The following is a 21,165-nucleotide window of genomic DNA, read 5'->3' as shown; positions in this document are numbered from 1 at the left end:
GGGGTGGGCGCGGGTCGGGGTGGGTCGATCGCGTCCCGCCCCGACCGGCCGCGATCTACCCTGTCAGGGCGGCGGGTGGCGCCGATCACTCCGGGAAGGGGGCGGTCGTGCTGGTCGAGGTACCGCGTCCCCGGGGTGGGGCGAACCGGGGCGGCCTGAACCGGGACGTGCTGCGCCGGCTGACCGGTCTGGCGCGCAGCACGCCGGGCCGGTTGACGCTGCTGGCGCTGCTGCTGATCGTGCTGAGCCTGCTGGTGGGCGCGGTGACGGCGCTGTCGGTGCAGCGGCGCTCGGCGGCGCTGGAGGCGTTGGCCGACCGCAGCGAGCCCCTCGCGTTCGCCGCGCAGGAGGTCTACCGGGCGATGGCGGACGCGGACGCGACGGCGGCCAGCGCGTTCCTCTCGGGCGGGGTGGAGTCGGCGGCGCTGCGCGGCCGCTACGAGGACGACGTGGCGAAGGCGGCGGCCGCGCTGTCCGCCGCGACCAGCGAGAACGCCCGGTCCCCGCAGGTGGGCGGGGCGCTGGCGACGCTGTCCGGGCAGCTGCCGGTCTACACGGGACTGGTGGAGACCGCCCGCACGCACAACCGGCAGGGCAACCCGGTCGGCGCGGCCTACCTGCGGGAGGCGTCCACGCTGATGCGCACGCGGCTGCTGCCGGCGGCGCGGGAGCTGTACCGGGTGGAGAACGCGAACGTGGTGCGCGACCTGGACGGCGCGGGCTCGCTGCCGTGGGGTGAGCTGCTGCTGGGCGCGTCGGCGCTGACGGCGCTGGTGCTCGCGCAGCGCTTCCTGACCCGCCGGACGAACCGGCTGCTCAACCCCGGTCTGGTGGTGGCGACCGCGTTGACGGCGATCTCGCTGCTGTGGGTGCTGGCGGCGAGCCTGCTGGTGGTGTCGCACGTCTCGACCAGCAAGGACGCGGCGACCCTGGTGGACGTGCTGGCGCGGGCCCGGATCGCGACGCTGACCGCGCGCGGCGACGAGACGTTGACGCTGGTGGCGCGCGGCGGCGGCGCGGTGTACGAGGACGCCTACGCCGAGGCCGACCGGACGCTGACCGACCTGCTGGCCAGGGCGCACCGGCTGGAGCCGTCGGGACAGGTGGCGGAGGCCGTCGAGCACCACGACCGGTGGCGGGAGGCGCACCGGCTGGTGCGCGAGGCCGACGGGCGCGGCGACCACACGGCGGCGGTGGCGGTGGCGCTGGGGCAGGACGCGGCGGGCGCGGCGACCGCGTTCGACGAGCTGGACGCGGACCTGCGCGACGCGATCGGCGCGCGGCGCGCGGAGCTGACGCTGGCCATCGGCACGGCGCGCGGCGCGCTGCGCGGGGCGGTGACCGCGGTGGCGGCGCTCGCGCTGCTGGCGGCGGTGGCCTCCACGTGGGGGTTGTGGCAGCGGTTGAAGGAGTACCGGTGAGGCGGCGGCGGGCGGTCGCGGCCCTGCCGGCGGCGCTGCTGGTGGCCCTGCTGCTGGCGGCGTGCGCGCCGGTGCCCAGCGCCGCGCCGCCCATCGGCGGCGCGTCGGCGGAGGTGCCCACGCCGGCGGGGGCGGTGGAGCTGACCGCGCCGCCCGGACCGGCGGCGGTGGCGCCCGGGTCGTGCGACCCGACGGCGAGCCTGCGCCCGGCGACCCCGGCCGGGGGCCCCACCCTGGACCGCGTCCGGGCGCACGGGCGGCTCGTGGCGGGCGTGGACCAGAACACCTACCTGATGGGGTTCCGCAACCCGGCGACCGGCGAGCTGGAGGGCTTCGACGTGGACATGGCCCGCGAGGTGGCGCGGGCGGTGCTGGGCGACCCGGCGGCGATCCAGTTCAAGGTCCTCACCTCCGACGAGCGCATCCCGGCCCTGGAGCGCGGCGAGGTGGACGTGGTGGTGCGCACGATGACGGCGACCTGCGAGCGGTGGCGCCGGGTCGACTTCTCCACCGTCTACCACCAGGCCGGGCAGCGGGTGCTGGTGCCGGTGGGCTCGGCGGCGACGGGCATCGGGTCGCTGCGCGGGGAGCGGGTGTGCGCCACGAAGGGCTCCAGCTCGCTGGTGGAGGTGGCGCGGGCGGGCGCGGTGGCGGTGTCGGTGCCGGACTGGACGGACTGCCTGGTGATGCTCCAGCAGGGCCAGGTGGCGGCCATCTCCACCGACGACACGATCCTGGCCGGGTTCGCCGCGCAGGACCCCTACACGAAGGTGGTGGGGCCGCAGTTCACGGCCGAGCCGTACGGCATGGCGTTCCCGAAGGGCGCGGAGGACCTGGTGCGCTTCACCAACGGGGTGCTGGAGCGGCTGCGCGCGGACGGCACGTGGGCGGCGATCCACGCCCGCTGGCTGGGTCCGCCGCCCGCCCCGCCGGCCGCGGTCTACCGGGACTGACGTGCGCGCCGGGGACTTCGCCGTGCCGTGCGGCCCGTTCGGGGGCACGGTGGCGGTGGCGCGCCGCCGGCGCGCGGTGCCGGCGAGGACGGGGGTCCGATGAGGGCGTGTTCGCGGTCGGGGTGCGGCGGGGCGGTCGAGGACGACGGGTTCTGCGAGGCGTGCGGGCTGGAGGCGCCGCCGGCGGTAACCCCGGCCCCAGCCCCGGCCCCGACCTCGGCGACGGCGACGGCGCGGTCGGTGGCGACGGCTCCGGCCGGAACGGTCCCGGCGGTGTCGGTCCAGGTGGCGACGGGCGCGGTCACCGGGCCGGCGACCGGCCGGGACAGCGGTCCGGGCACGGCGCCGTGGGCGGGTGTCACGGCTCCGTCGGGGGCGCGCACGCGGCGCTCCTCGGCCGGGTCCTCGGGGCGCGGCCGGTTGGGCGCGGGGCTGGTGGAGGTGCCGCGGGTGCCCTACCGGGATCCGAAGACGGCGGTGCTGACCGACCCCGAGGTGCCCGAGGCCAAGCGGTTCTGCTCGGCGTGCGGCAAGGGCGTGGGCCGGGGCCGCGACGGCCGGCCGGGCCGGGTGGAGGGGTTCTGCGCGCACTGCGGGCACCGCTACTCGTTCACCCCGAAGCTCGCGCCCGGCGAGGTGCTGCACGACCAGTACGAGGTGCTGGGCTGCCTGGCGCACGGCGGGTTGGGCTGGATCTACCTGGCCGCCGACCACGCGGTGAGCGACCGGTGGGTGGTGCTCAAGGGCCTGCTGGACTCCGGTGACGCCGACGCGGCGGCCGCGGCGACCGCCGAGCGGCGGTTCCTCGCCGAGGTGGAGCACCCCACCATCGTCAAGATCCACAACTTCGTGCGGCACGCCGACCGGGCGTGCGGGGAGCTGGTCGACTACATCGTGATGGAGTACGTCGGCGGCACCTCCGTCAAGGACATGATCAAGAATCTGCGTGCGGGCGGCACCGGCCAGGAGGCGCTGCCCGTGCCGCAGGCCATCGCCTACGCCCTGGAGGTGCTGCCCGCCCTGGGCTACCTGCACGGCGTGGGTCTGCTGTACTGCGACTTCAAACCCGACAACGTGATCCAGACCGAGGAGCAGTTGAAGCTGATCGACCTGGGGGCGGTGCGCCGCGTCGACGACCGCCACTCCCCCCTCTACGGCACCATCGGCTACCAGGCCCCCGAGATCGGCTCGGTGGGGCCCTCGGTGGCCTCCGACCTCTACACGGTGGGTCGCGCGCTGGCGGTGATGAGTTTCCCGTTCGACTTCCGGGGCGCGTTCACGCGGTCGCTGCCGGGGCCGGAGGAGCAGCCGCTGCTGCGCCGCCACGACTCGTTGCACCGGTTCCTGCTGCGGGCGACGCACCGCGACCCCGAGCAGCGGTTCGGCTCGGCCGAGGAGATGGCCGAGCAGCTGACCGGCGTGCTGCGGGAGGTGCTGGCGCAGCAGGACGGCGTGCCGCGGCCGGGCCTGTCGCGGCAGTTCACGCCGGAGCGGCGGGCGTTCGGCGTGGAGGGGCCGGTGGTGGCGCGGGCGGCGGCCTCGGGGTTGCCGGTGCCGCAGGTGGACACCTCCGACGAGGCGGCGGGGTTCCTGGCCACGGCGGCGTCGGGCGACCCGGGCCAGCTGGTGACGTCGCTGCGGGCGGCGCCGGTGCAGACGGTGGAGGTGCGGCTGCAGGTGGTGCGGGCGCTGCTGGAGGCCGACCGGGTCGACGGGGCGGTGGCCGAGCTGGACGAGCTGGTGGCGGTGGCGGCGCTGGACCCGCGGGCGCCGTGCGCGCCGGCCGAGGACGACTGGCGGCCCGGCTGGTACCGGGGGGTGGCGGCGTTGCTGCGGGAGCGGTTCGACGAGGCCCGTGCGGCGTTCGCGCGGGTGCGCGACCTGCTGCCGGGGGAGGCGGCGCCCAAGCTGGCGACCGCGGTGTGCGCGGAGCTGGGCGGCGACGCGGAGGCGGCGCGGGCCGGCTACGAGGTGGTGTGGCGCACCGACCGGGCCCACGTGTCGGCGGCGTTCGGCCTGGCGCGGGTGCTGCTCGCGGGCGGCGACCGGGAGGGGGCGGTGCGGGTGCTGCACTCGGTGCCGGAGACGTCGAGCCACCACGTGTCGGCGCAGGTCGCCGCGGTGCGGGCGCAGGCGGGCGGTGGGGGGCTGCCGGACCTGCTGGCGGCCGGGACGAGGCTGTCGGGGTTGGGGTTGGACGTGGCGAGGCGGGCCGGGTTGACGGCGGAGCTGCTGCGCGCGGCGCTGGGATCGCTGCCGGGGCCGCAGTCGGGGGCCTCCCCCGGTGGCGGGGTGCCCGCGCAGCGGCTGCTGGGCTGCGAGCTGACCGCGACGGGCCTGCGGCTGGGCCTGGAACGCTGCTACCGGCAGCTCGCGCGGCTGGCCGACACCCCGGAGGAGCGCATCGCGCTCGTCGACCGCGCGAACGCGGTCCGGCCCAGGACGCTGCTCTGATGGCCGGCGAGGTGTGCCCCGAGTGCTCGTCGCCGGTGTCGCCCAAGGACCGGTTCTGCGAGGCGTGCGGCCGCAACCTGCGGGTGCAGCGCACCCCCGTGGGCGGGCCGGGCTCGCAGTGGCCGCCGCTGTGCGCGTGCGGCGGCGCGGAGTTCGACGAGGACGGCTTCTGCGACCAGTGCGGGCGGGCGCGGCCCTCGGCGCGCGACCGGGTGGAGTTCGTGCTGCCCGCCGTGGCGGGGGTCAGCGACCGGGGCAGGCGGCGGCAGCGCAACGAGGACTCGATGGCGTTCGGCCGGGTGCGCGGGCGCGGGGTCGCGGTGGTGGTGTGCGACGGGGTGGCGTCGTCCGAACGCGCCGAGCAGGCGTCGCAGCTGGCCGTGGACACGGCGGCGGACGTGCTGCTGACCGGGTTGCAGTCGGGCACGGTGCAGGCGGCGTCCGACGCGGAGCGGGCCACCGCGGAGGCGGTGGTGGCGGCCAACGCCGCGGTGGGCGGGCTGGCCCGGCCGGAGGCGGCGGAGGTGGCCCCGTCCTGCACGTTCGTCTCCGCGGTGGTCACCGACGGGTCCGTGACGGTGGGCTGGGTCGGCGACAGCCGCGCCTACCTGGTCGCCGAGGGCGGCGCGGCGCGGCTGACCACGGACGACACGTGGGCGGCGCAGCTGGTCGCCGAGGGGGTGCTGACCGAGGAGGAGGCGCTGACCGACCGCCGCGCGCACGTGCTGTCGCGGTGGCTGGGCGCGGACTCGGGGGTGACCGGGCCGCGGACGGTGACGTTCGCGGCGCGGACACCGGGGCTGCTGGTGCTGTGCAGCGACGGGCTGTGGAACTACGTGCCGGAACCGGAGGACCTGCTGGCGGCGCTGCCGCCGGAGGCGATCTCGCGGCGGCTGCCGCCGGTGGAGGTGGCGCGGGAGCTGGTGGAGGTGGCGTTGCGCGCCGGCGGGCACGACAACATCACCGTGGTCGTCGTCCAGCTGCGCGGCGCCTGACCGCCGCCTGACCGCCGCCGCGCCCGGGGCGTCGCCCCGGCGGCCCCGACTAGCCCGAACGGCCGGGGCCGGACGGCCCTGATCCCGGGTTTTCCGCCGGAACAGCGGCCGGCGAGTCGATCACCCGCCTACGGTGGTGCGGTGCCGATCAAGGGGGGAACCGCCGTCGCGGGGGCGGGCCCGGCGGTGTTCGCGGTCCCGGTCCCGGTGCCGACGCGGTCGCGCCGGGCACCCACCGCGCCCGCGCCCCGCGTCGCTCCCGGCGCGCGCCGGGAGCCGCCCGGGCCGTCCTGAGGCGGGAGTCGCGGCGGAGGGGTGTGGGCGGTGTCGAGTTCCTGGAGGGGCGGATGGCGGACGCGGTCGACCTGGTGCTGGCGCAGTGGGCGCAGCAGCGCCCGGACGTGGACACCTCACCGATGGCGGTGCTGGCCCGGGTGATGCGCCTGTCGCGGCTGCTGGAGCGGGAGCTGCGCGAGTTCGTGGGCCGCTTCGAGCTGGAGCCCGGCGAGTTCGACGTGCTGGCGACGCTGCGCCGGGCGGGCTCCGCGCAGGGCATGACGGCGGGGGCGTTCCTGTCCGCGTCGCTGGTCACCGCCGGCGCGATCACCAACCGCATCGACCGCATGGAGGCCAAGGGCCTGGTCGAGCGGGTGCCCGACGGCACGGACCGCCGCGTCGTGCGCATCACGCTGACCGAACGGGGCAGGCACCTGGTGGACGGGATGCTCGCCGAGCACATGCGGCACTACGCGCGGCTGCTGGAGCCGCTGGACGCCGGCACCCGGACCGCGGTCGCCGACGCGCTGCGCTCGCTGCTGGAGGCGTGCGAGTGACCGTGCGCGAGCTGCTGCTGATCGGCGGCGGCGCGGGCGTGGGCAAGTCGTCCCTCGGCTGGGAGGTCTCGGCGCTGTGGCAGGCGCGCGGCACCGCCCACTGCCACGTCGAGGGCGACTTCCTCGACCAGGTCCACCCCGCCCCGCACGACGACCCGCACCGCACCGCGATCACCGAGCGCAACCTCGCCGCGATCTGGGCGAACTACGCCGCGCTCGGCCAGACCCGACTGGTCTACACGAACACGGTCAGCGTGCTGGAGGAGCCGATGGTCGTGCGCGCCCTCGGCCCGGGCCACCCCGTCCGGGTGACGTCGGTGCTGCTCACCGCCACCGAGGACACCGTGCGGGCCCGGCTGGCCGGCCGCGAGGTCGGCTCCGGGTTCGAGCCCCACGTGCGGCGCAGCCTGGCCGCCGCGCGCACGCTCGACCGGGACGCCCCGCCGCACACCACCCGGATCGCCACCGACGGCCTCGCGGTCGTCGACCTCGCCGCCCGGGTGGCCGACCTCGCCGCCTGGTGAACCCGGGCGGCGGGTCCGGCGGCGAGGTCCGACGGGGTCCGGGTCAGCGGGGTCCGGGTCAGCGGGGCACGGCGTCGAGGGCCTTGAAGATCCGCTTGTCCGACACCGTGTAACGGGTGCCGATGGTCTGCGCGAAGTAGCTCAACCGCAGCTCCTCGATCATCCACCGCACCTCGTCCAGCTCCGGGTGCGGCTCGTCGGCGGGCAGGCTCGCCCGCAGCTCCCGGTACTCGGCGTGCACCTCGTGCACCCGGTCCATCCACTCCTGGTCACGCCGCACGTTCTCGGTGAGCTTCTCCAACCGCCGCGCGATCCCCGACAGGTAGCGGTGCACGTCCGCCAGCCGCTCGGCACCCGCCTCCGTGACGAAACCCTTGTGCACCAGGCCGTGCAGCTGGGCCCGCACGTCGTTGAGCGACTCCTCGAACACCGCGCCGCGCACCGCGTTGATCCGCAGCTCCACGTCCTGCGCCGCCTCCAACACCCTGCGCACCGCGCCGACCACGTCGAACACCGCCTCGCCCAGGCCCTTGCGGACCTTCTCCACCAGCGCGGCGAACGACCTCTCGTCCCACACCGGGCCACCCGCGTCGCGCAGCAGCTTGTCCACCGCCGCCGAGATGCAGTCCGCCAGCAGCGGCGCCACCCCGCCGTGCGGGTTGCGCGTCAGGGCCAGCTTCTCGGCGTTGGTCAACCCCCGCTGCAACGCCTTCACCGGCGACGGCACGTTGAGCAGCAACAACCGCCGCGTGCCCCGCCACATCGCCTGCCGCTGCCGACCCGGCGTGTCCAGGATCTCCACCGCGACGCTGTCGCCCTTGTCGACCAGCGCCGGGTAGGCGGTCACCACGATGCCCGACCGGCGGCGCTGCACGGTGCGCGGCAGGTCGCCGACATCACCCCACGTCGTCAGGCCCGTACGGGCCAGGTTGCTCGCCGCCGCGGCCAGCGTCTCCCGCAGCTGCCCCTGCAACTTCGCCTTCAACGCGGCCAGGTCCTTGCCCTGCGCCAGCTCGCGCTGCTCCTCGTCCACCACCCGGAAGGTCAGCTTCAGGTGCTCGGGCACCTGGTCGAGCCGCCACTCCTGCCGCGGCACCACCACCCCCGTCAACGCCCGCAGCTCGCGCTCCAGCGCCGGCAGCAGCGGCTCGTCGTCCTTGATCGCCGCCAACGCCGCCGCGGCCACGTCGGGCACCGGCACGAAGTTGCGCCGCACCGGCTTGGGCAACGACCGGATCAACGCCACCACCAGCTCCGTGCGCAACCCCGGCACCTGCCACGACAACGAATCGTCCGGCACCGCCGTCAACGCGGGCAGCGGCAGGTCCACGGTCACACCGTCCACCGCCGCGCCCGGCTCGAACCGGTAGGTCAACGGCAGGCTCAACCCACCCCGCGTCAACCGGTCCGGGTACGCCTCGGGCGTCACCTCGGCCGTGGAGTTGACCAGCATCGACCTGTCGAACACCAACAGCTCCGGCGTGGCGCGCCCGGCCTTCTTCCACCACGAGTCGAAGTGCCGCACCGACACCACGTCCGCCGGCACCCGCTGGTCGTAGAAGTCGAACAGCGTCTCGTCGTCCACGACGATGTCCCGCCGCCGCGCCCGGTTCTCCAGCTCCCCCACCTCGGCCAGCAACCGCCGGTTGCGCTCGTAGAACGCGTGGTGCGTGCTCCACTCCCCCTGCACCAGGGCGTGCCGGATGAACAGCTCCCGCGACAACCCCGGGTCGATCCGCCCGTAGTCGACCTTCCGCGCCGCCACCAGCGGCACCCCGTAGAGCGTCACCTTCTCCAACGCCACCACCGACCCGCGCCGCATCTCCCAGTGCGGCTCGCTGTAGCTGCGCTTGACCAGGTGCCCGCCGAGCTTCTCCGCCCACTCCGGCTCGATCCTCGCCACGATCCGGCCCCACAGCCGCGACGTCTCCACCAGCTCCGCCGCCATCACCCACTGCGGCGGCTTGCGGAACAACGCCGACCCCGGGAAGATCGCGAACTTCGCGCTGCGCGCACCCAGGTACTCCGTCGACGCCCGCTTGCCCGGGTCCCGCTTCGGCACGTCCTTGAGCCCGATGTGCGACAACAACCCCGACAACAGCGAGATGTGCACGTTGCGCGGGTCCGCCGGCTCCTCGTTCACGTGCACGCCCAACGTCTTGGCCACCTGCCGCAACTGCTGGTACACGTCCTGCCACTCGCGCACCCGCAGGTAGTTCAGGAACTCCGCGCGGCACAGCTTGCGGAACTGGTTCGACGACAGCTCCTTCTGCTTCTCCCGCACGTACCCCCACAGGTTCAGGTACGCCACGAAATCCGACTCCGGGTCCCTGAACCGCGCGTGCTGCTCGTCCGCCGCCTGCTGCTTGTCGCTCGGCCGCTCCCGCGGGTCCTGGATCGACAACGCCGCCGCGATCACCATCACCTCGCGCACGCACCCGTTGGCGTCCGCCTCCACCACCATCCGCGCCAACCGCGGGTCCACCGGCAACTGCGCCAGCTTGCGCCCCAGCGGCGTCAGCCTCTGCTCCCCCGGGACGATCGCCCCCAGCTCCTGCAACAACTGCACGCCGTCGTTGACGTTGCGCGCCTCCGGCGGGTCGATGAACGGGAACGCCGCGATGTCGCCCAACCCGATCGCCGTCATCTGCAGGATCACCGACGCCAGGTTCGTGCGCAGGATCTCCGGGTCCGTGAACTCCGGCCGCGCCTCGAAGTCGTCCTCGCTGTAGAGCCGGATGCAGATGCCCTCCGACACCCGCCCGCACCGACCCTTGCGCTGGTTCGCCGACGCCTGCGAGATCGGCTCGATCGGCAACCGCTGCACCTTCAACCGGTGGCTGTAGCGCGAGATCCGCGCCGTACCCGGGTCCACCACGTACTTGATGCCCGGCACCGTCAACGACGTCTCCGCCACGTTCGTCGCCAACACCACCCGCCGCCCCCGGTGCGGCTGGAACACCCGGTGCTGCTCCCCGAACGACAACCGCGCGTACAGCGGCAACACCTCCGTGTCGCGCAGCTCCAACGCCGCCAGCGCGTCCGCGGTGTCCCGGATCTCCCGCTCACCCGACAGGAACACCAGCACGTCACCCGGCCCCTCGGCCTGCAGCTCCCGCACCGCGTCGCAGATCGCCTGCGTCTGGTCCCGCTCCGGGTCCGCCTCCGGGTCGTCCGGGTCCACCACCGGCCGGTACCGCACCTCCACCGGGTACGTCCGCCCCGACACCTCGATGATCGGCGCGTCCCCGAAGTGCCGCGAGAACCGCTCCGGGTCGATCGTCGCGGACGTGATCACCACCTTCAGGTCCGGCCGCCGCGGCAGCAGCTGCGCCAGGTACCCCAGCAGGAAGTCCACGTTCAGGCTGCGCTCGTGCGCCTCGTCGATGATGATCGTGTCGTAGCGGCTCAACATCCGGTCGGTCTGCAACTCCGCCAGCAGGATGCCGTCGGTCATCAGCTTGACCAGCGTCTCGTCACCCGACTGGTCCGAGAACCGCACCTTGTAGCCCACCGCGCTGCCCAGCGGCGTGCCCAGCTCCTGCGCCACCCGCTCGGCCACCGTCCGCGCCGCCAACCGCCGCGGCTGCGTGTGCCCGATCTGCCCCAGCACCCCGCGCCCCAGCTCCAGGCAGATCTTCGGCAGCTGCGTCGTCTTGCCCGACCCCGTCTCCCCCGCCACGATCACCACCTGGTGCTCGCGGATCAGCTCGGCGATGTCGTCCTTGCGGGCACTGACCGGCAGCTCCGCCGGGTACGTGATCTTCGGCACGGCCTCGCGGCGCAACGCCACGCGCAGCTCGGCGGCCTCGATCTCCGCCTCGATCTCCGCGTGCACGGCGGCCCGGGCCTTCTCGTCGCGCACCTTGCGCGCACCGTCGAGCCTCCGCCCCAATCGCCGCCGATCCCGCGACATGAGTTCGGACAGGCGTTGACGCAGGTCAGCGTGGGAGGTGGTACTCATTTGGACCAAGGATATCCGGGCCCGCGAAACGGGGCCGCCGATTATCCGGCACACCACACCCACCACCCCCGGAACCGGTACCGCCCGACCGGCCCGCCCACCCCCCGGCACCCCACCCCGGCACCCACGCCCCACCCACCGCACCACACCCGCCCAACCCCGCCCCCCACCACCCCCGACACCCGCCGAACCCCACCCCGCACAACCCCCCACCGGCGGCTTTGGCCCGCGCTAAGGTCCAACACCGTGTCACCATCCTGGGCCACCACGGGGGTGGACCTGCACCTCGACCTCGACCCCGCCACCGGACGCCGCAGCGGACTCGAACGCGCCCTCCGCGACGCCATCCGCGCCGGACGCCTCGCCCCCGGCGCCCGCCTGCCCGCCACCCGCACCCTCGCCGTCGAACTCGGCCTCGCCCGCAACACCGTCGCCGCCGCCTACGACCAACTCGTCGCCGAGGGCTACCTCACCGCCCGCCGCGGCGCCGGCACCCAGGTCGCACCCCTACCCCGCACCACAGCACCCGCACCCACAGAACCCGCGGCACCCGCACCCGCCGGCCACCCACCCGACCCCACCCACGACCTCGCCCCCGGCAACCCCGACCCCACCGCCTTCCCCACCACCGCCTGGCTCCGCGCCACCCGCCGCGCCCTCACCACCACCCCCACCACCGTCCACGGCCACACCGACCCCCGCGGCCTCCCCCAACTCCGCACCGCCCTCGCCGACCACCTCGGCCGCACCCGCGGCGTCCAAGCCCACCCCGACCACATCGTCATCACCACCGGCTACACCCAAGCCCTCGCCCTGCTCGCCACCGTCCTCCCCGGCCCCATCGCCGTCGAAGACCCCTGCCTCCCCCACCACCGCGACGTCATCACCCACGCCGGCCGCCCCGTCATCCCCCTCCCCGTCGACGAACTCGGCGCACGCACCCCCCACGACCACGCCACCGCCGCCGTCCTCACCCCCGCCCACCAGTACCCCACCGGCGTCCCCCTCCACCCCACCCGCCGCCACGCCCTCACCACCTGGGCCCGCACCACCGGCGGCCTCCTCGTCGAGAACGACTACGACGGCGAATTCCGCTACGACCGCCAACCCCTCGGCGCACTCCAGGGCACCGCACCCGACCACGTCGCCTACGCCGGCAGCACCACCACCACCCTCGCCCCCGGCCTCCGACTCGGCTGGCTCGTCCTCCCACCCCGCTGGCTGGACCCCGTCGTCGACGCCAAGCTCCACACCGACCACCACACCGGCGTCATCAACCAACTCACCCTCACCGACCTCATCACCACCCACGCCTACGACCGCCACGTCCGCGCCCGCCGCCGCCACTACCGCCGCCGCCGCGACCACCTCCTGCACCGACTCCACCACCACACCCCCCACGGCATCCCCGCCGGCCTCCACCTCCTCCTCCACGTCCCCGACGAAGACACCGCCCTCACCCACGCCACCCACCACGGCCTGCGCCTCAGCGGCCTGCGCCACCACTGGCACACCCCCGGCCCCACCACCGCCCACGGCCTCGTCATCGGCTACGCCACCCCCACCGACCACGCCTACCCCGCCGCCGTCGACACCCTCCACCACGTCCTCACCCACCCACACCCGCACTAACCACAAACCACCGTTCGGCGGCTGGCGCACCGCCCCCGCGCCCGATCTGCTGAACCCCACGACGAGTCGGGGGACCCATCGAGGGGGGGATGGCTTGTTCCGACCCGTGCCGGTGCCCGCACTGCCGCCCAGCACCGCACTGGCCGACCTGGCGACCGCGGGCGACGACCACGCCTGGCTCGCCGGCACCACCGGCGTGTTCACCAGCCGCCCCTCCGCACCCCTCGTCCTCGGCTGGACCGGCACCACCTGGCGACGCGAACCCCTCCCCACCCTCCCCACCGCCGCCAGCCTCTCCGGCATCACCGCCACCGCACCCGACGACGTCTGGGCCGTCGGCAACACCGCCGGACGCCCCCTCGTCCTGCACTACGACGGCACCACCTGGCACACCGTCACCACCCCACCCATCCCCTGGGCCAAAGCCGTCACCGCCCACCCCCACGACGTCCACGTCGTCGGCACCGGACGCGACGCCCTCCACTACGACGGCACCACCTGGCACCTCCGCCGCGTCCTCAACTCCACCCGCGAAGGGCTCAACACCCTCACCTCCACCGGCCCCCACGACATCTGGGCGGGAGGAGGCGGCCTCGCCGGCGCCGGACCCGCCAGCTACGAGTACCCCGTCCTCGTCCACTGGGACGGCACCCGCTGGACCGAGCACCCCGGCCCCCGCACCGAACGCGGCCACATCGCCCGCCTCGCCGCCACCGCACCCGACGACCTCTGGCTCGGCCACGTCCGCGACACCGACGGCCTGCGCATCCACCACTGGGACGGCACCCGCTGGACCGCCGTACCCCCACCCGAGGAGACCCCCGACCGGCTCAGCCTCCACGGCGTCGCCGCCGGCTGGACCTGGGGCACCCGCGCCACCCGCGACACCTTCGAGACCAGGCCCGCCTTCCACCGCTGGACCGGCGAGCGGTGGGCCGCCGTCGACCTCCCCGGCGACCTCCACCGCACCTCCGCCTCCCACGTCGGCCTCACCACCACCGGCACGACCACCTGGGCCTACCTCAAGACCGCGGCGGGCGTCCACGTCCTGCGCCACACCGCCGCGTGACGCGCCCCTTCGACTCGGGGCGTTTTGTTGTCGATCGGGAGTTCCTCTCTTGAGCTGCTACCAGGTGATTCACTCTTTTGGTTGACACTGAAGTTATCGAGACCACTGGTACCAACTCGGCAGCGGATGCGACGCTCACCCGGAAGCGTGAAACTGGAGTGGTGATCAAGCTGACCGCGACCGTCCTCGACGCACCCGACCCGCGCGCCCTCGCGGGCTTCTACGGCGAACTGCTCGGCTGGCCGATCGACACCGACGAACCCCACTGGGTGACCCTCCGCGCCCCCGACGGCGGCGCGGGCCTGGCCTTCCAGACCGAGGACCGGTACCGCCGGCCCACCTGGCCCGCCGGGGAGGGCGACCAGCGGATGATGGCGCACCTCGACATCGAGGTCGACGACCTGCCCGCCGCCACCGCCCGGGCCGAGGCCCTGGGCGCGACGACGGCCGAGTTCCAGCCCCAGGAGGACGTCCGGGTGCTGCTGGACCCCGCCGGCCACCCGTTCTGCCTCTACGTCAACCCCTGAGCGGCACCGCCGCGCCGGCCCGCCGTCAGGCGGCCGGGCCCCGCGGCGGGATGGCGCGCGTGATCGACTCCAGCACGCCCGGGAAGCGGGTCTCCATCTCGGCGCGCCGCAGCTCGTGCGTGCGGTAGCTGCCCTGCGGCGTCACCCGCAGCACGCCCGCCTCGCGCAACACCTTCAGGTGGTGCGACAGCGTCGACATGCTGACCGGCACGTCGAACTGGCCGCACACGATGCCACCCGAACGGGCCAGTTCCGCCACGATCCGCAACCGGACGGGGTCTGCCAGCGCGGTCAGCACGGTGGCCAGCTCAACGTCTTCCACGTCCGGGTGTTGTAGGGCGCGCACGGTCTCGCATAGTAACGGCCGCCGCAAGATGCCTCCTCATCTCACGCTGAAAGCATCGAAGTGATCAAGAGTGTTAGGGTGGCCGGGTGACCCTGCCGGAACCGGTGCGCGCCGAGCTGGACCGCGTCACCCACGCGGTCCTGGTGGACTTCGCCGCCCTGGAGCAGGTCAGGCGGCGCTTCGACGACGAGCAGGCCGCCGCCCTGGCGGGCTACCTGCACGCCGCCCAGTCCCCCAACACGCTGCGCGCCTACCGCTCCGACTGGGTGGCGTGGGCGGCGTGGTGCCAGGCCGAGGGCCGCCAGGCGCTGCCCGCGGACCCGGTGGACGTCGCGGTGTACCTGGCGGTCGCCGCGGACACGACGAAGGACGACGGCTCCCCCGCCTTCCGGCCCTCCACGCTGGAGCGCAAGGCCGCCGCCATCGCCGCCGTGCACGCCGCGGGCGGCCTCCCCTCCCCCACCAGGTCCGACGTGGTGCGCTTGACGCTGCGCGGCATCCGCCGCACCCGGCAGGCGCCGCCGCGGCGCAAGCGGCCCGTGCTGCTGGGCACGCTGGAGGCCCTGCTCGCCGAACGCCCCGCCCCGGGCTGGCCGACCGGCGCGGCCCGCCGCCGCGACGCGCTGCTGCTGCTCGTGGGCTTCGCCGGCGCGCTGCGCCGCAGCGAGCTGGCCGCGCTCCACCTCGACGACGTCGCGGTCGACGTCGACCCGCGCACCCAGGAGCCGCTGCTGCTGGTCGAGCTGGGCGTGACCAAGACCGACCAGACCGGCGCGCACCGGCAGCGGGTCGTGCTGCCCCGGGGCGCGCGGCGGCCGACGTGCCCGGTGTGCGCGTTCGCCGACTGGGTCGACGTGCTCACCGCCGTCGACCGGCGGGCCCTGCTCCAGGACGAGCCCGAGGCCGGGCCGACGCACCGCTGCCACACCTACCGGCCGGGTCCGCTGAGCGGGCCGCTGTTCCCCTCGGTGAGCCGCCACGGCGCGCTCGGCACCCGCCCGATGTCGGACCGGGCCGTGTCCGACCTGGTGAAGCGGTACGCGCTCAAGGCCGGCCTGGACCCGGCGCTGTTCGGCGGGCACTCGCTGCGCGCCGGCTTCGCCACGCAGGCCGCGCTGGGCGGCGCGAGCGACCGGGAGATCATGCGGCAGGGCCGCTGGACCAACCCGCGCACCGTGCACCGCTACATCCGGACGGCCAACCCGCTGGAGGACAACGCCGTCACCCGCCTCGGACTGTGATCAAGGGCGCACGGTCCGTTGTTAACTGTAAACACCGGCCAGACCATCGGCGCGGGCCGAACGGTCCAGCGGGTTACGGCGCGGGCAGGCTTGCCACGCTGTGTTTCACGCTTGTTTCCACATGGTTTGAGCTGCGGTTTTAGCCCGTTTCCGGTGCCCGGGCGGCGATCCGGCGCCCGGCTCGCCCGCGGGGCCCGCCGCGGTCCACCCCGCAAGAGGGCATTTACCTGCGCATTAACAGCAATACGATCGTCACCACGAGGCCGACCGCCCCGGCCGACACACCCGTGGCCCCCGGACTACCCTGCACTGTCCGGGGGCCACGCGCTGGTCGAGGTCCTCCCCGTCAGGGGCCGGTCGTACCGCCCACGACGGCGTCGGAGGACGGCGCCTCCGCCTCCTTCTCCGGCGGGGGCACCACGCCGGACAGGTCACCGCCGTTGTCGTTGACCCGCAGCACGAACGGCCGCGTCTCGGTGTACTGCACGACCGACAGCGACGCCGGGTCCACGACGATGCGCTGGAACCCGTCCAGGTGCACGCCCAGCGCGTCGGCCAGGACGGCCTTGATGACGTCGCCGTGGCTGCACGCGACCCACACGGCGCGCGGCCCGTGCTCGGCGGTGATCCGGGCGTCGTGCGCCCTGATGGCGGCCACCGCGCGCGCCTGCACGGTCGCCAGGCCCTCGCCGCCGGGGAACACGGCCGCGGACGGGTGCTGCTGCACGACCTTCCACAGCGGCTCGTCGAGCAGCTCCCTGATCTCGCGCCCGGTCCACTCGCCGTACTCGACCTCGGCGAGCTCCGGTTCGACCGCGGGTTCCAGGCCGCGGTCGGCCAGCAGCGGCGCGAGGGTCTGCCGGCAGCGCTCCAGCGGTGAGGTCACGACCGACCGCACCGGTACCCCGGCGAGCCGGTCCACGAGCGCGAGCGCCTGCTCCTCGCCCTTCTCGGACAGCCGCACACCGGGCTGTCGGCCGGCGAGCACGCCCGCCCCGTTCGCGGTGGAGCGGGCGTGTCGCAGCAAGATCACGGTAGCCACGGGGGCCACCCTATGCGGCGCTCCCTACGTGGCGCTGATGAGGTTCATCGACAGCAGCCCCATCAGGACGATGCCCAGCAGCAGCCGGTACCACACGAACACCGAGTAGCTGTGCTTGGAGACGTACCGCAGCAGCCACGCGATCGTGGCGTAGCCGACGACGAACGACACGATCGTGGCCACGACCATCTGCGGCACGGACGCCGCGTTGGGCTCGGAGCGCTCCAGCACGTCCGGGATGCTGAAGATGCCGGCGCCGAACACGGCGGGCAGCGCCAGCAGGAAGGAGTAGCGGGCCGCCGAGGCGCGGTCCAGGCCCAGGAACAGGCCGGCGGTGAGCGTCCCACCGGAGCGGGACACGCCGGGGATCAGCGCCATGGCCTGCGCCAGGCCCATGCCGACGGCGTCCTTGAGCTGGAGCTTGTTGCGGATGTGCGAGGCGAAGTGGTCGGCCAGGCCGAGCAGCAGGCCGAACACGATCAGCGTCGTCGCGGTGATCCACAGGTTCCGCAGCGACGAGCGGATCTCGTCCTTGAACAGGTAGCCCAGCACGCTGATCGGGATCGACCCGATGATCACGTACCAGGCCATCCGGTAGTCCTCGGAGGCGCGGGCGGCCTTGCTGAACAGGCCCTTGAACCACGCCGCGAGGAAGTTGCCGATGTCCTTGGCGAAGTAGATCAGCACCGCGACCTCGGTGCCCAGCTGGATGACCGCGGTGAACGACGCGCCCGCGTCGTTGCCGAAGAACAGCGTGGAGACGATCCTGATGTGACCCGACGAGGAGATGGGCAGGAACTCGGTGAGACCTTGCACGAGGCCGAGGACGATGGCCTGCAACCAGCTCAACTACCCACTCCTGCCAGATCCAGAGCTTCGGTCGCCGTGCGGAGCGCGGCGATCCCCTGCTCGAGATCTTGCAGCATGGGCGAGAGCGTGAGAGTGGTGACCCCCGCCTCGGCGTAGGCCCTCATGCGGTCTGCTATGCGCTCCTTCGGGCCCAGCAGCGAGGTGGAGTCGAGGAACTCCACGGGCAGCGCGGCCTGGGCGCCGGCGTAGTCGCGCGACAGGTACCGGTCCTGCACCTCGGCGGCCTCGGCGGCGAAGCCCATGCGCACGGCGAGGTCGTTGTAGAAGTTCTTCTGCCTGCTGCCCATGCCGCCGACGTAGAGCGCGGCGTAGGGGCGGACGTGGTCGGCGCACGCGCGCCAGTCGTCGCCGACGGACATCGGCACGGTGGGCACGACGTCGAACCCGTCGAGGGTCTTGCCGGCCTTCTCCCGACCCGCCCGGAGCGCGGCGACCGACCCGGCGGAGTGCTCCGGGGAGAAGAAGATCGCGAGCCACCCGTCGGCGATCTCGCCGGCCAGCTCGACGTTCTTCGGGCCGACGGCGGCCAGGTAGACGGGCAGGTGCTCGCGCACCGGGTGCACGGTGAGGGTGAGCGCCTTGCCGGGGCCGTCGGGCAGCGGCAGCACGTAGTGCTCGCCGTCGTAGCGCAGCCGCTCGCGGCGCAGGGCGGAGCGCACGACGTCGACGTACTCGCGGGTGCGGGCCAGCGGCTTGTCGAACCGCACGCCGTGCCAGCCCTCGGACACCTGCGGCCCGGAGACGCCCAGGCCCAGCCGGAACCGGCCGCCGGAGAGGGTGTCCAGGGTGGCGGCGGTCATCGCGGTCATCGCGGGCGTGCGCGCGGGGATCTGGAGGATCGCGCTGCCGACGTCCACCCGCTCGGTCTGGGCCGCCACCCAGGCCAGCACGGTGGGCGCGTCGGAGCCGTACGCCTCCGCGGCCCACACCACCGAGAAGCCGAGGCGGTCGGCTTCCTTGGCCAGTTCGAGGTTCGCGGCGTCGTTGCCCGCGCCCCAGTACCCGAGGTTCAGTCCCAGTCGCACACGCGGACCGTACCGGTCGGTAACCCCCTTCGCCAGGCCGGGGCGGCGCGGCCCGGCGGAATTCGCCCTTGACAAACGCGCGCCACGGCCCGCCGGAATGTCGATCACCCCTTAGGCTGCGCCGCGTGGAACAGCGATACCTGGGGCGCAGCGGCTTGCGGGTCTCCCGGATGGCCCTGGGCACGATGACCTGGGGCCGGGACACCGACGCCGACGAGGCGGCCACCCAGCTCATGGCCTTCACCGAGGCGGGCGGCACGCTCGTGGACACCGCCGACGTGTACGTGGAGGGCGAGAGCGAGCGCATCCTGGGCGGCCTGATCGGCGAGGTCGTGCCGCGCGAGGAGCTCGTGATCGCGACCAAGGCGGTCGCGCGGCGCAACGACGGCCCGTTCGGCGGCGGCGCGTCGCGGGGCGCGCTGCTGCACGCGCTGGACGGCTCGCTGCGCCGGCTGCGGGTGGAGCACGTCGACCTGTGGCAGCTGCACGCCTGGGACGCGAACGTGCCGCTGGAGGAGACCCTGTCGGCGCTGGACGCCGCGGTGTCCTCGGGCAAGGTGCGCTACGCGGGCGTGTCGAACTACTCGGGCTGGCAGCTGGGCACCGCGGCGGCGCTGCCGGGGCACACCCCGCTGGTGTCCACGCAGGTGGAGTACTCGCTGCTGGAGCGCGGCGTGGAGCGCGAGGTCGTGCCCGCCGCGCAGCACCACGGCATCGGCCTGCTGCCGTGGGCGCCGCTGGGCCGGGGCGTGCTGACCGGCAAGTACCGCAACGGCACGCCGTCGGACTCGCGCGGCGCGTCGCCGCACTTCGCCGGGTACGTGGAGCAGCACCGCACGGAGCGGGCGGCGCGGATCACCCAGGCGGTGGCCACCGCGGCGGACGGGCTGGGCACCAACGCGCTGTGCGTGGCGCTGGCGTGGGTGCGCGACCGGCCGGGCGTGGTGGCCCCGGTGGTGGGCGCGCGCGACACGTCGCAGCTGCTGGGTTCCCTGGCGGCGGAGGACCTGGTGCTGCCGACCGCGATCCGCTCGGCCCTGGACGACGTGAGCGCGGTGGTGTTCGGCTACCCGGAGCGCCCGCTGGTCTGACCCCGCGCGGGGCCGGACCACGAGGGGTCAGACCATGACCTCGTCGACGCGGCGGAGCCACTCGCGCACGCCGCCGAGCTGGTCCTCCAGCCAGGTGGCGACGTCGGCGGCCAGGTCGAGGGCGCGCGGGGAGCGGACGTGGGCCGCGAGGTGCCCCACGAGGCTCTGCACGCGCCGCACCGGCGGCGGGTGGGTGCCCGCGAACGGCACGGCCAGGCCGCGCTCGTCGGCGAGCCGGTCGGTGACCTCGTGCAGGAACAGCACGAGCAGCACGGCGGCGACCAGGTACGGCTCGCGCACGTCCAGCTCGCGCGGGGCGAGGCCGTCGAGGCTGTGCAGCAGCATCGACGCGGCCAGCCGGTCGGCCTCGTGCTCGCGCGACCAGCCCACCTCCTGGGCGTCGAGGGCGCCCACGGGCGTGTCGGGGTCGGTGCGGCGGCGGGCGTGCACCAGGTGCCCCGCCAGGACGTGCCCGACCTCGTGGGCGACGAGGAACTGGGTGGCGCGCCGCGTCATCAGCCCCACCAGCGCCTGCCGCTGGCCGGACAGCTCGGGCAGCCGGCGGGCCTCGACCGCGCCGTTGCCGTAGAGGTAGGCGTTGACCGCCTCGGCCAGGGCGTAGGAGGTCTGGGAGGTGCTCAGCAGCGGCGGCGTGCCGTAGTGCGGCAACGCCCCCGTCATGATCTTGAGCACACCGCCGAGCAGGTCCAGCGCGGCGGTGTTGACCAGCACGAGGACGCCGCGCCCCGGCACGGGCACGCTCAGCGCGTTCAGCGCGCCGGTGGGGAACACCCCGGCCAGCACCGGCGTGGTGGGCCGCCACCCGGCGGCGCGGGCCAGGTGCAGCACCTCGGGTTGCAGGGCGTCGAGGGTGCGCTGCTGCTCGTGCAGGTGCGCGGACCGGTAGGGGGCGGGGCGGACGCGGGCGTCGACGAGCCGCCCCAACCTGCGGGTCAGCGGGTCGGAGGCGACCTGGGTCCACGTGCGGTAGCGGTCGACGTGGTCGCCGGGCGCGACGGGCGGGTCGAGGTGGTCGACGACGCGCCGGTCGCGCAGCAGCGCGACGTGGCGGTCGCGCAGTTCCTCGACGGTCATCCGGCTCCTCCCGTGTCACCCGCGATGGTCGTCGCCGCCGGCCGCGGGCCGCGGGCGGGGTCCGACTATCACCTTCGCGGACC

Annotated in this window: 17 protein-coding genes; 11 read left to right on the top strand and 6 right to left on the bottom strand. The window is 74.5% G+C overall.

Going from position 1 to position 21,165, the window contains the following annotated elements:
* The first annotated feature begins 107 nt into the window (after positions 1–107).
* From ACR807_RS18085 to ACR807_RS18060, 6 genes are all read left to right on the top strand, one after another.
* Positions 108–1,421, top strand: a complete 1,314-nt coding sequence (locus tag ACR807_RS18085; RefSeq protein WP_438922499.1) for a GlnX family signal transduction membrane protein — start codon at positions 108–110, stop codon at positions 1,419–1,421.
* The gene (locus tag ACR807_RS18080; protein ID WP_438922498.1) at positions 1,418–2,374 is read left to right on the top strand and encodes a glutamate ABC transporter substrate-binding protein; all 957 of its coding nucleotides are present in this window, start codon (positions 1,418–1,420) and stop codon (positions 2,372–2,374) included. The genes ACR807_RS18085 and ACR807_RS18080 overlap by 4 nt, the downstream gene beginning before the upstream one ends.
* Before the next feature lie 273 nt (positions 2,375–2,647).
* Positions 2,648–4,828: a serine/threonine-protein kinase gene (locus tag ACR807_RS18075; RefSeq protein WP_438922497.1), complete on the top strand. Its 2,181-nt coding sequence runs from the start codon at positions 2,648–2,650 to the stop codon at positions 4,826–4,828.
* A complete protein-coding gene (locus ACR807_RS18070; RefSeq protein ID WP_438922496.1) occupies positions 4,828–5,823 on the top strand; it encodes a PP2C family protein-serine/threonine phosphatase in 996 nt (331 codons plus the stop codon). Before ACR807_RS18075 ends, ACR807_RS18070 begins: the two co-directional genes overlap by 1 nt.
* 317 nt (positions 5,824–6,140) lie before the next feature.
* On the top strand, positions 6,141–6,656 hold the full coding sequence (locus tag ACR807_RS18065) for a MarR family winged helix-turn-helix transcriptional regulator (RefSeq protein WP_438922495.1): 516 nt from the start codon (positions 6,141–6,143) through the stop codon (positions 6,654–6,656).
* On the top strand, positions 6,647–7,180 hold the full coding sequence (locus tag ACR807_RS18060; protein ID WP_438922494.1) for a hypothetical protein: 534 nt from the start codon (positions 6,647–6,649) through the stop codon (positions 7,178–7,180). The genes ACR807_RS18065 and ACR807_RS18060 overlap by 10 nt, the downstream gene beginning before the upstream one ends.
* A gap of 58 nt (positions 7,181–7,238) precedes the next feature.
* On the opposite strand, the gene hrpA is transcribed toward ACR807_RS18060, so the two are convergent.
* A complete protein-coding gene (hrpA, locus tag ACR807_RS18055; protein WP_438922493.1) occupies positions 7,239–11,144 on the bottom strand; it encodes an ATP-dependent RNA helicase HrpA in 3,906 nt (1,301 codons plus the stop codon).
* Positions 11,145–11,390: 246 nt separating this feature from the next.
* Between hrpA and pdxR the strand changes: the two genes are divergently transcribed.
* The 3 genes from pdxR to ACR807_RS18040 all read left to right on the top strand — a co-directional run bounded on the left by pdxR (position 11,391) and on the right by ACR807_RS18040 (position 14,372).
* Entirely contained in the window at positions 11,391–12,776 is a 1,386-nt protein-coding gene (gene pdxR, locus ACR807_RS18050) for a MocR-like pyridoxine biosynthesis transcription factor PdxR (RefSeq protein ID WP_438922492.1), read from the top strand.
* Positions 12,777–12,870: 94 nt separating this feature from the next.
* Complete coding sequence (locus tag ACR807_RS18045; RefSeq protein WP_438922491.1) at positions 12,871–13,845, top strand: hypothetical protein; 975 nt, start codon at positions 12,871–12,873, stop codon at positions 13,843–13,845.
* A 164-nt stretch (positions 13,846–14,009) separates the two neighbouring features.
* Positions 14,010–14,372: a VOC family protein gene (locus tag ACR807_RS18040; RefSeq protein ID WP_438922515.1), complete on the top strand. Its 363-nt coding sequence runs from the start codon at positions 14,010–14,012 to the stop codon at positions 14,370–14,372.
* Between the two features lie 25 nt (positions 14,373–14,397).
* Here the strand turns inward: ACR807_RS18040 and ACR807_RS18035 are convergent, their stop codons facing one another.
* A complete protein-coding gene (locus ACR807_RS18035; RefSeq protein ID WP_438922490.1) occupies positions 14,398–14,694 on the bottom strand; it encodes an ArsR/SmtB family transcription factor in 297 nt (98 codons plus the stop codon).
* Between the two features lie 110 nt (positions 14,695–14,804).
* On the opposite strand from ACR807_RS18035, the gene ACR807_RS18030 reads away from it, so the two are divergent.
* Complete coding sequence (locus ACR807_RS18030; RefSeq protein ID WP_438922489.1) at positions 14,805–15,959, top strand: site-specific integrase; 1,155 nt, start codon at positions 14,805–14,807, stop codon at positions 15,957–15,959.
* A gap of 346 nt (positions 15,960–16,305) precedes the next feature.
* On the opposite strand, the gene ACR807_RS18025 is transcribed toward ACR807_RS18030, so the two are convergent.
* The 3 genes from ACR807_RS18025 to ACR807_RS18015 are packed head-to-tail and all read right to left on the bottom strand — an operon-like array spanning position 16,306 to position 18,896.
* Complete coding sequence (locus tag ACR807_RS18025; protein ID WP_438922488.1) at positions 16,306–17,001, bottom strand: histidine phosphatase family protein; 696 nt, start codon at positions 16,999–17,001, stop codon at positions 16,306–16,308.
* Between the two features lie 24 nt (positions 17,002–17,025).
* A complete protein-coding gene (locus tag ACR807_RS18020; protein ID WP_438922487.1) occupies positions 17,026–17,850 on the bottom strand; it encodes an undecaprenyl-diphosphate phosphatase in 825 nt (274 codons plus the stop codon).
* On the bottom strand, positions 17,847–18,896 hold the full coding sequence (locus ACR807_RS18015) for an LLM class F420-dependent oxidoreductase (RefSeq protein WP_438922486.1): 1,050 nt from the start codon (positions 18,894–18,896) through the stop codon (positions 17,847–17,849). The genes ACR807_RS18020 and ACR807_RS18015 overlap by 4 nt, the downstream gene beginning before the upstream one ends.
* Positions 18,897–19,021: 125 nt before the next feature.
* Here ACR807_RS18015 and ACR807_RS18010 point away from each other — a divergent pair, with 125 nt between their 5' ends.
* Complete coding sequence (locus ACR807_RS18010) at positions 19,022–19,987, top strand: aldo/keto reductase (RefSeq protein ID WP_438922485.1); 966 nt, start codon at positions 19,022–19,024, stop codon at positions 19,985–19,987.
* Between the two features lie 27 nt (positions 19,988–20,014).
* Here the strand turns inward: ACR807_RS18010 and ACR807_RS18005 are convergent, their stop codons facing one another.
* Positions 20,015–21,082, bottom strand: a complete 1,068-nt coding sequence (locus ACR807_RS18005; protein WP_438922484.1) for a M48 family metalloprotease — start codon at positions 21,080–21,082, stop codon at positions 20,015–20,017.
* Positions 21,083–21,165: the final 83 nt, after the last annotated feature.

Source organism: Saccharothrix sabaoui, assembly GCF_051756985.1.
Lineage (GTDB): Bacteria > Actinomycetota > Actinomycetes > Mycobacteriales > Pseudonocardiaceae > Actinosynnema.
Note: the sequence above shows the minus strand (reverse complement) of the source record. Positions and strands in the feature narration are given on the sequence as shown.

What these genes read in the sequence shown, in the direction of transcription:
- ACR807_RS18070 (WP_438922496.1), top strand. Translation starts at nt 4,828, where the DNA reads ATGGCCGGCGAGGTGTGCCCCGAGTGCTCGTCGCCGGTGTCGCCCAAG.
- hrpA (WP_438922493.1), bottom strand. Translation starts at nt 11,144, where the DNA reads ATGAGTACCACCTCCCACGCTGACCTGCGTCAACGCCTGTCCGAACTC.
- ACR807_RS18005 (WP_438922484.1), bottom strand. Translation starts at nt 21,082, where the DNA reads ATGACCGTCGAGGAACTGCGCGACCGCCACGTCGCGCTGCTGCGCGAC.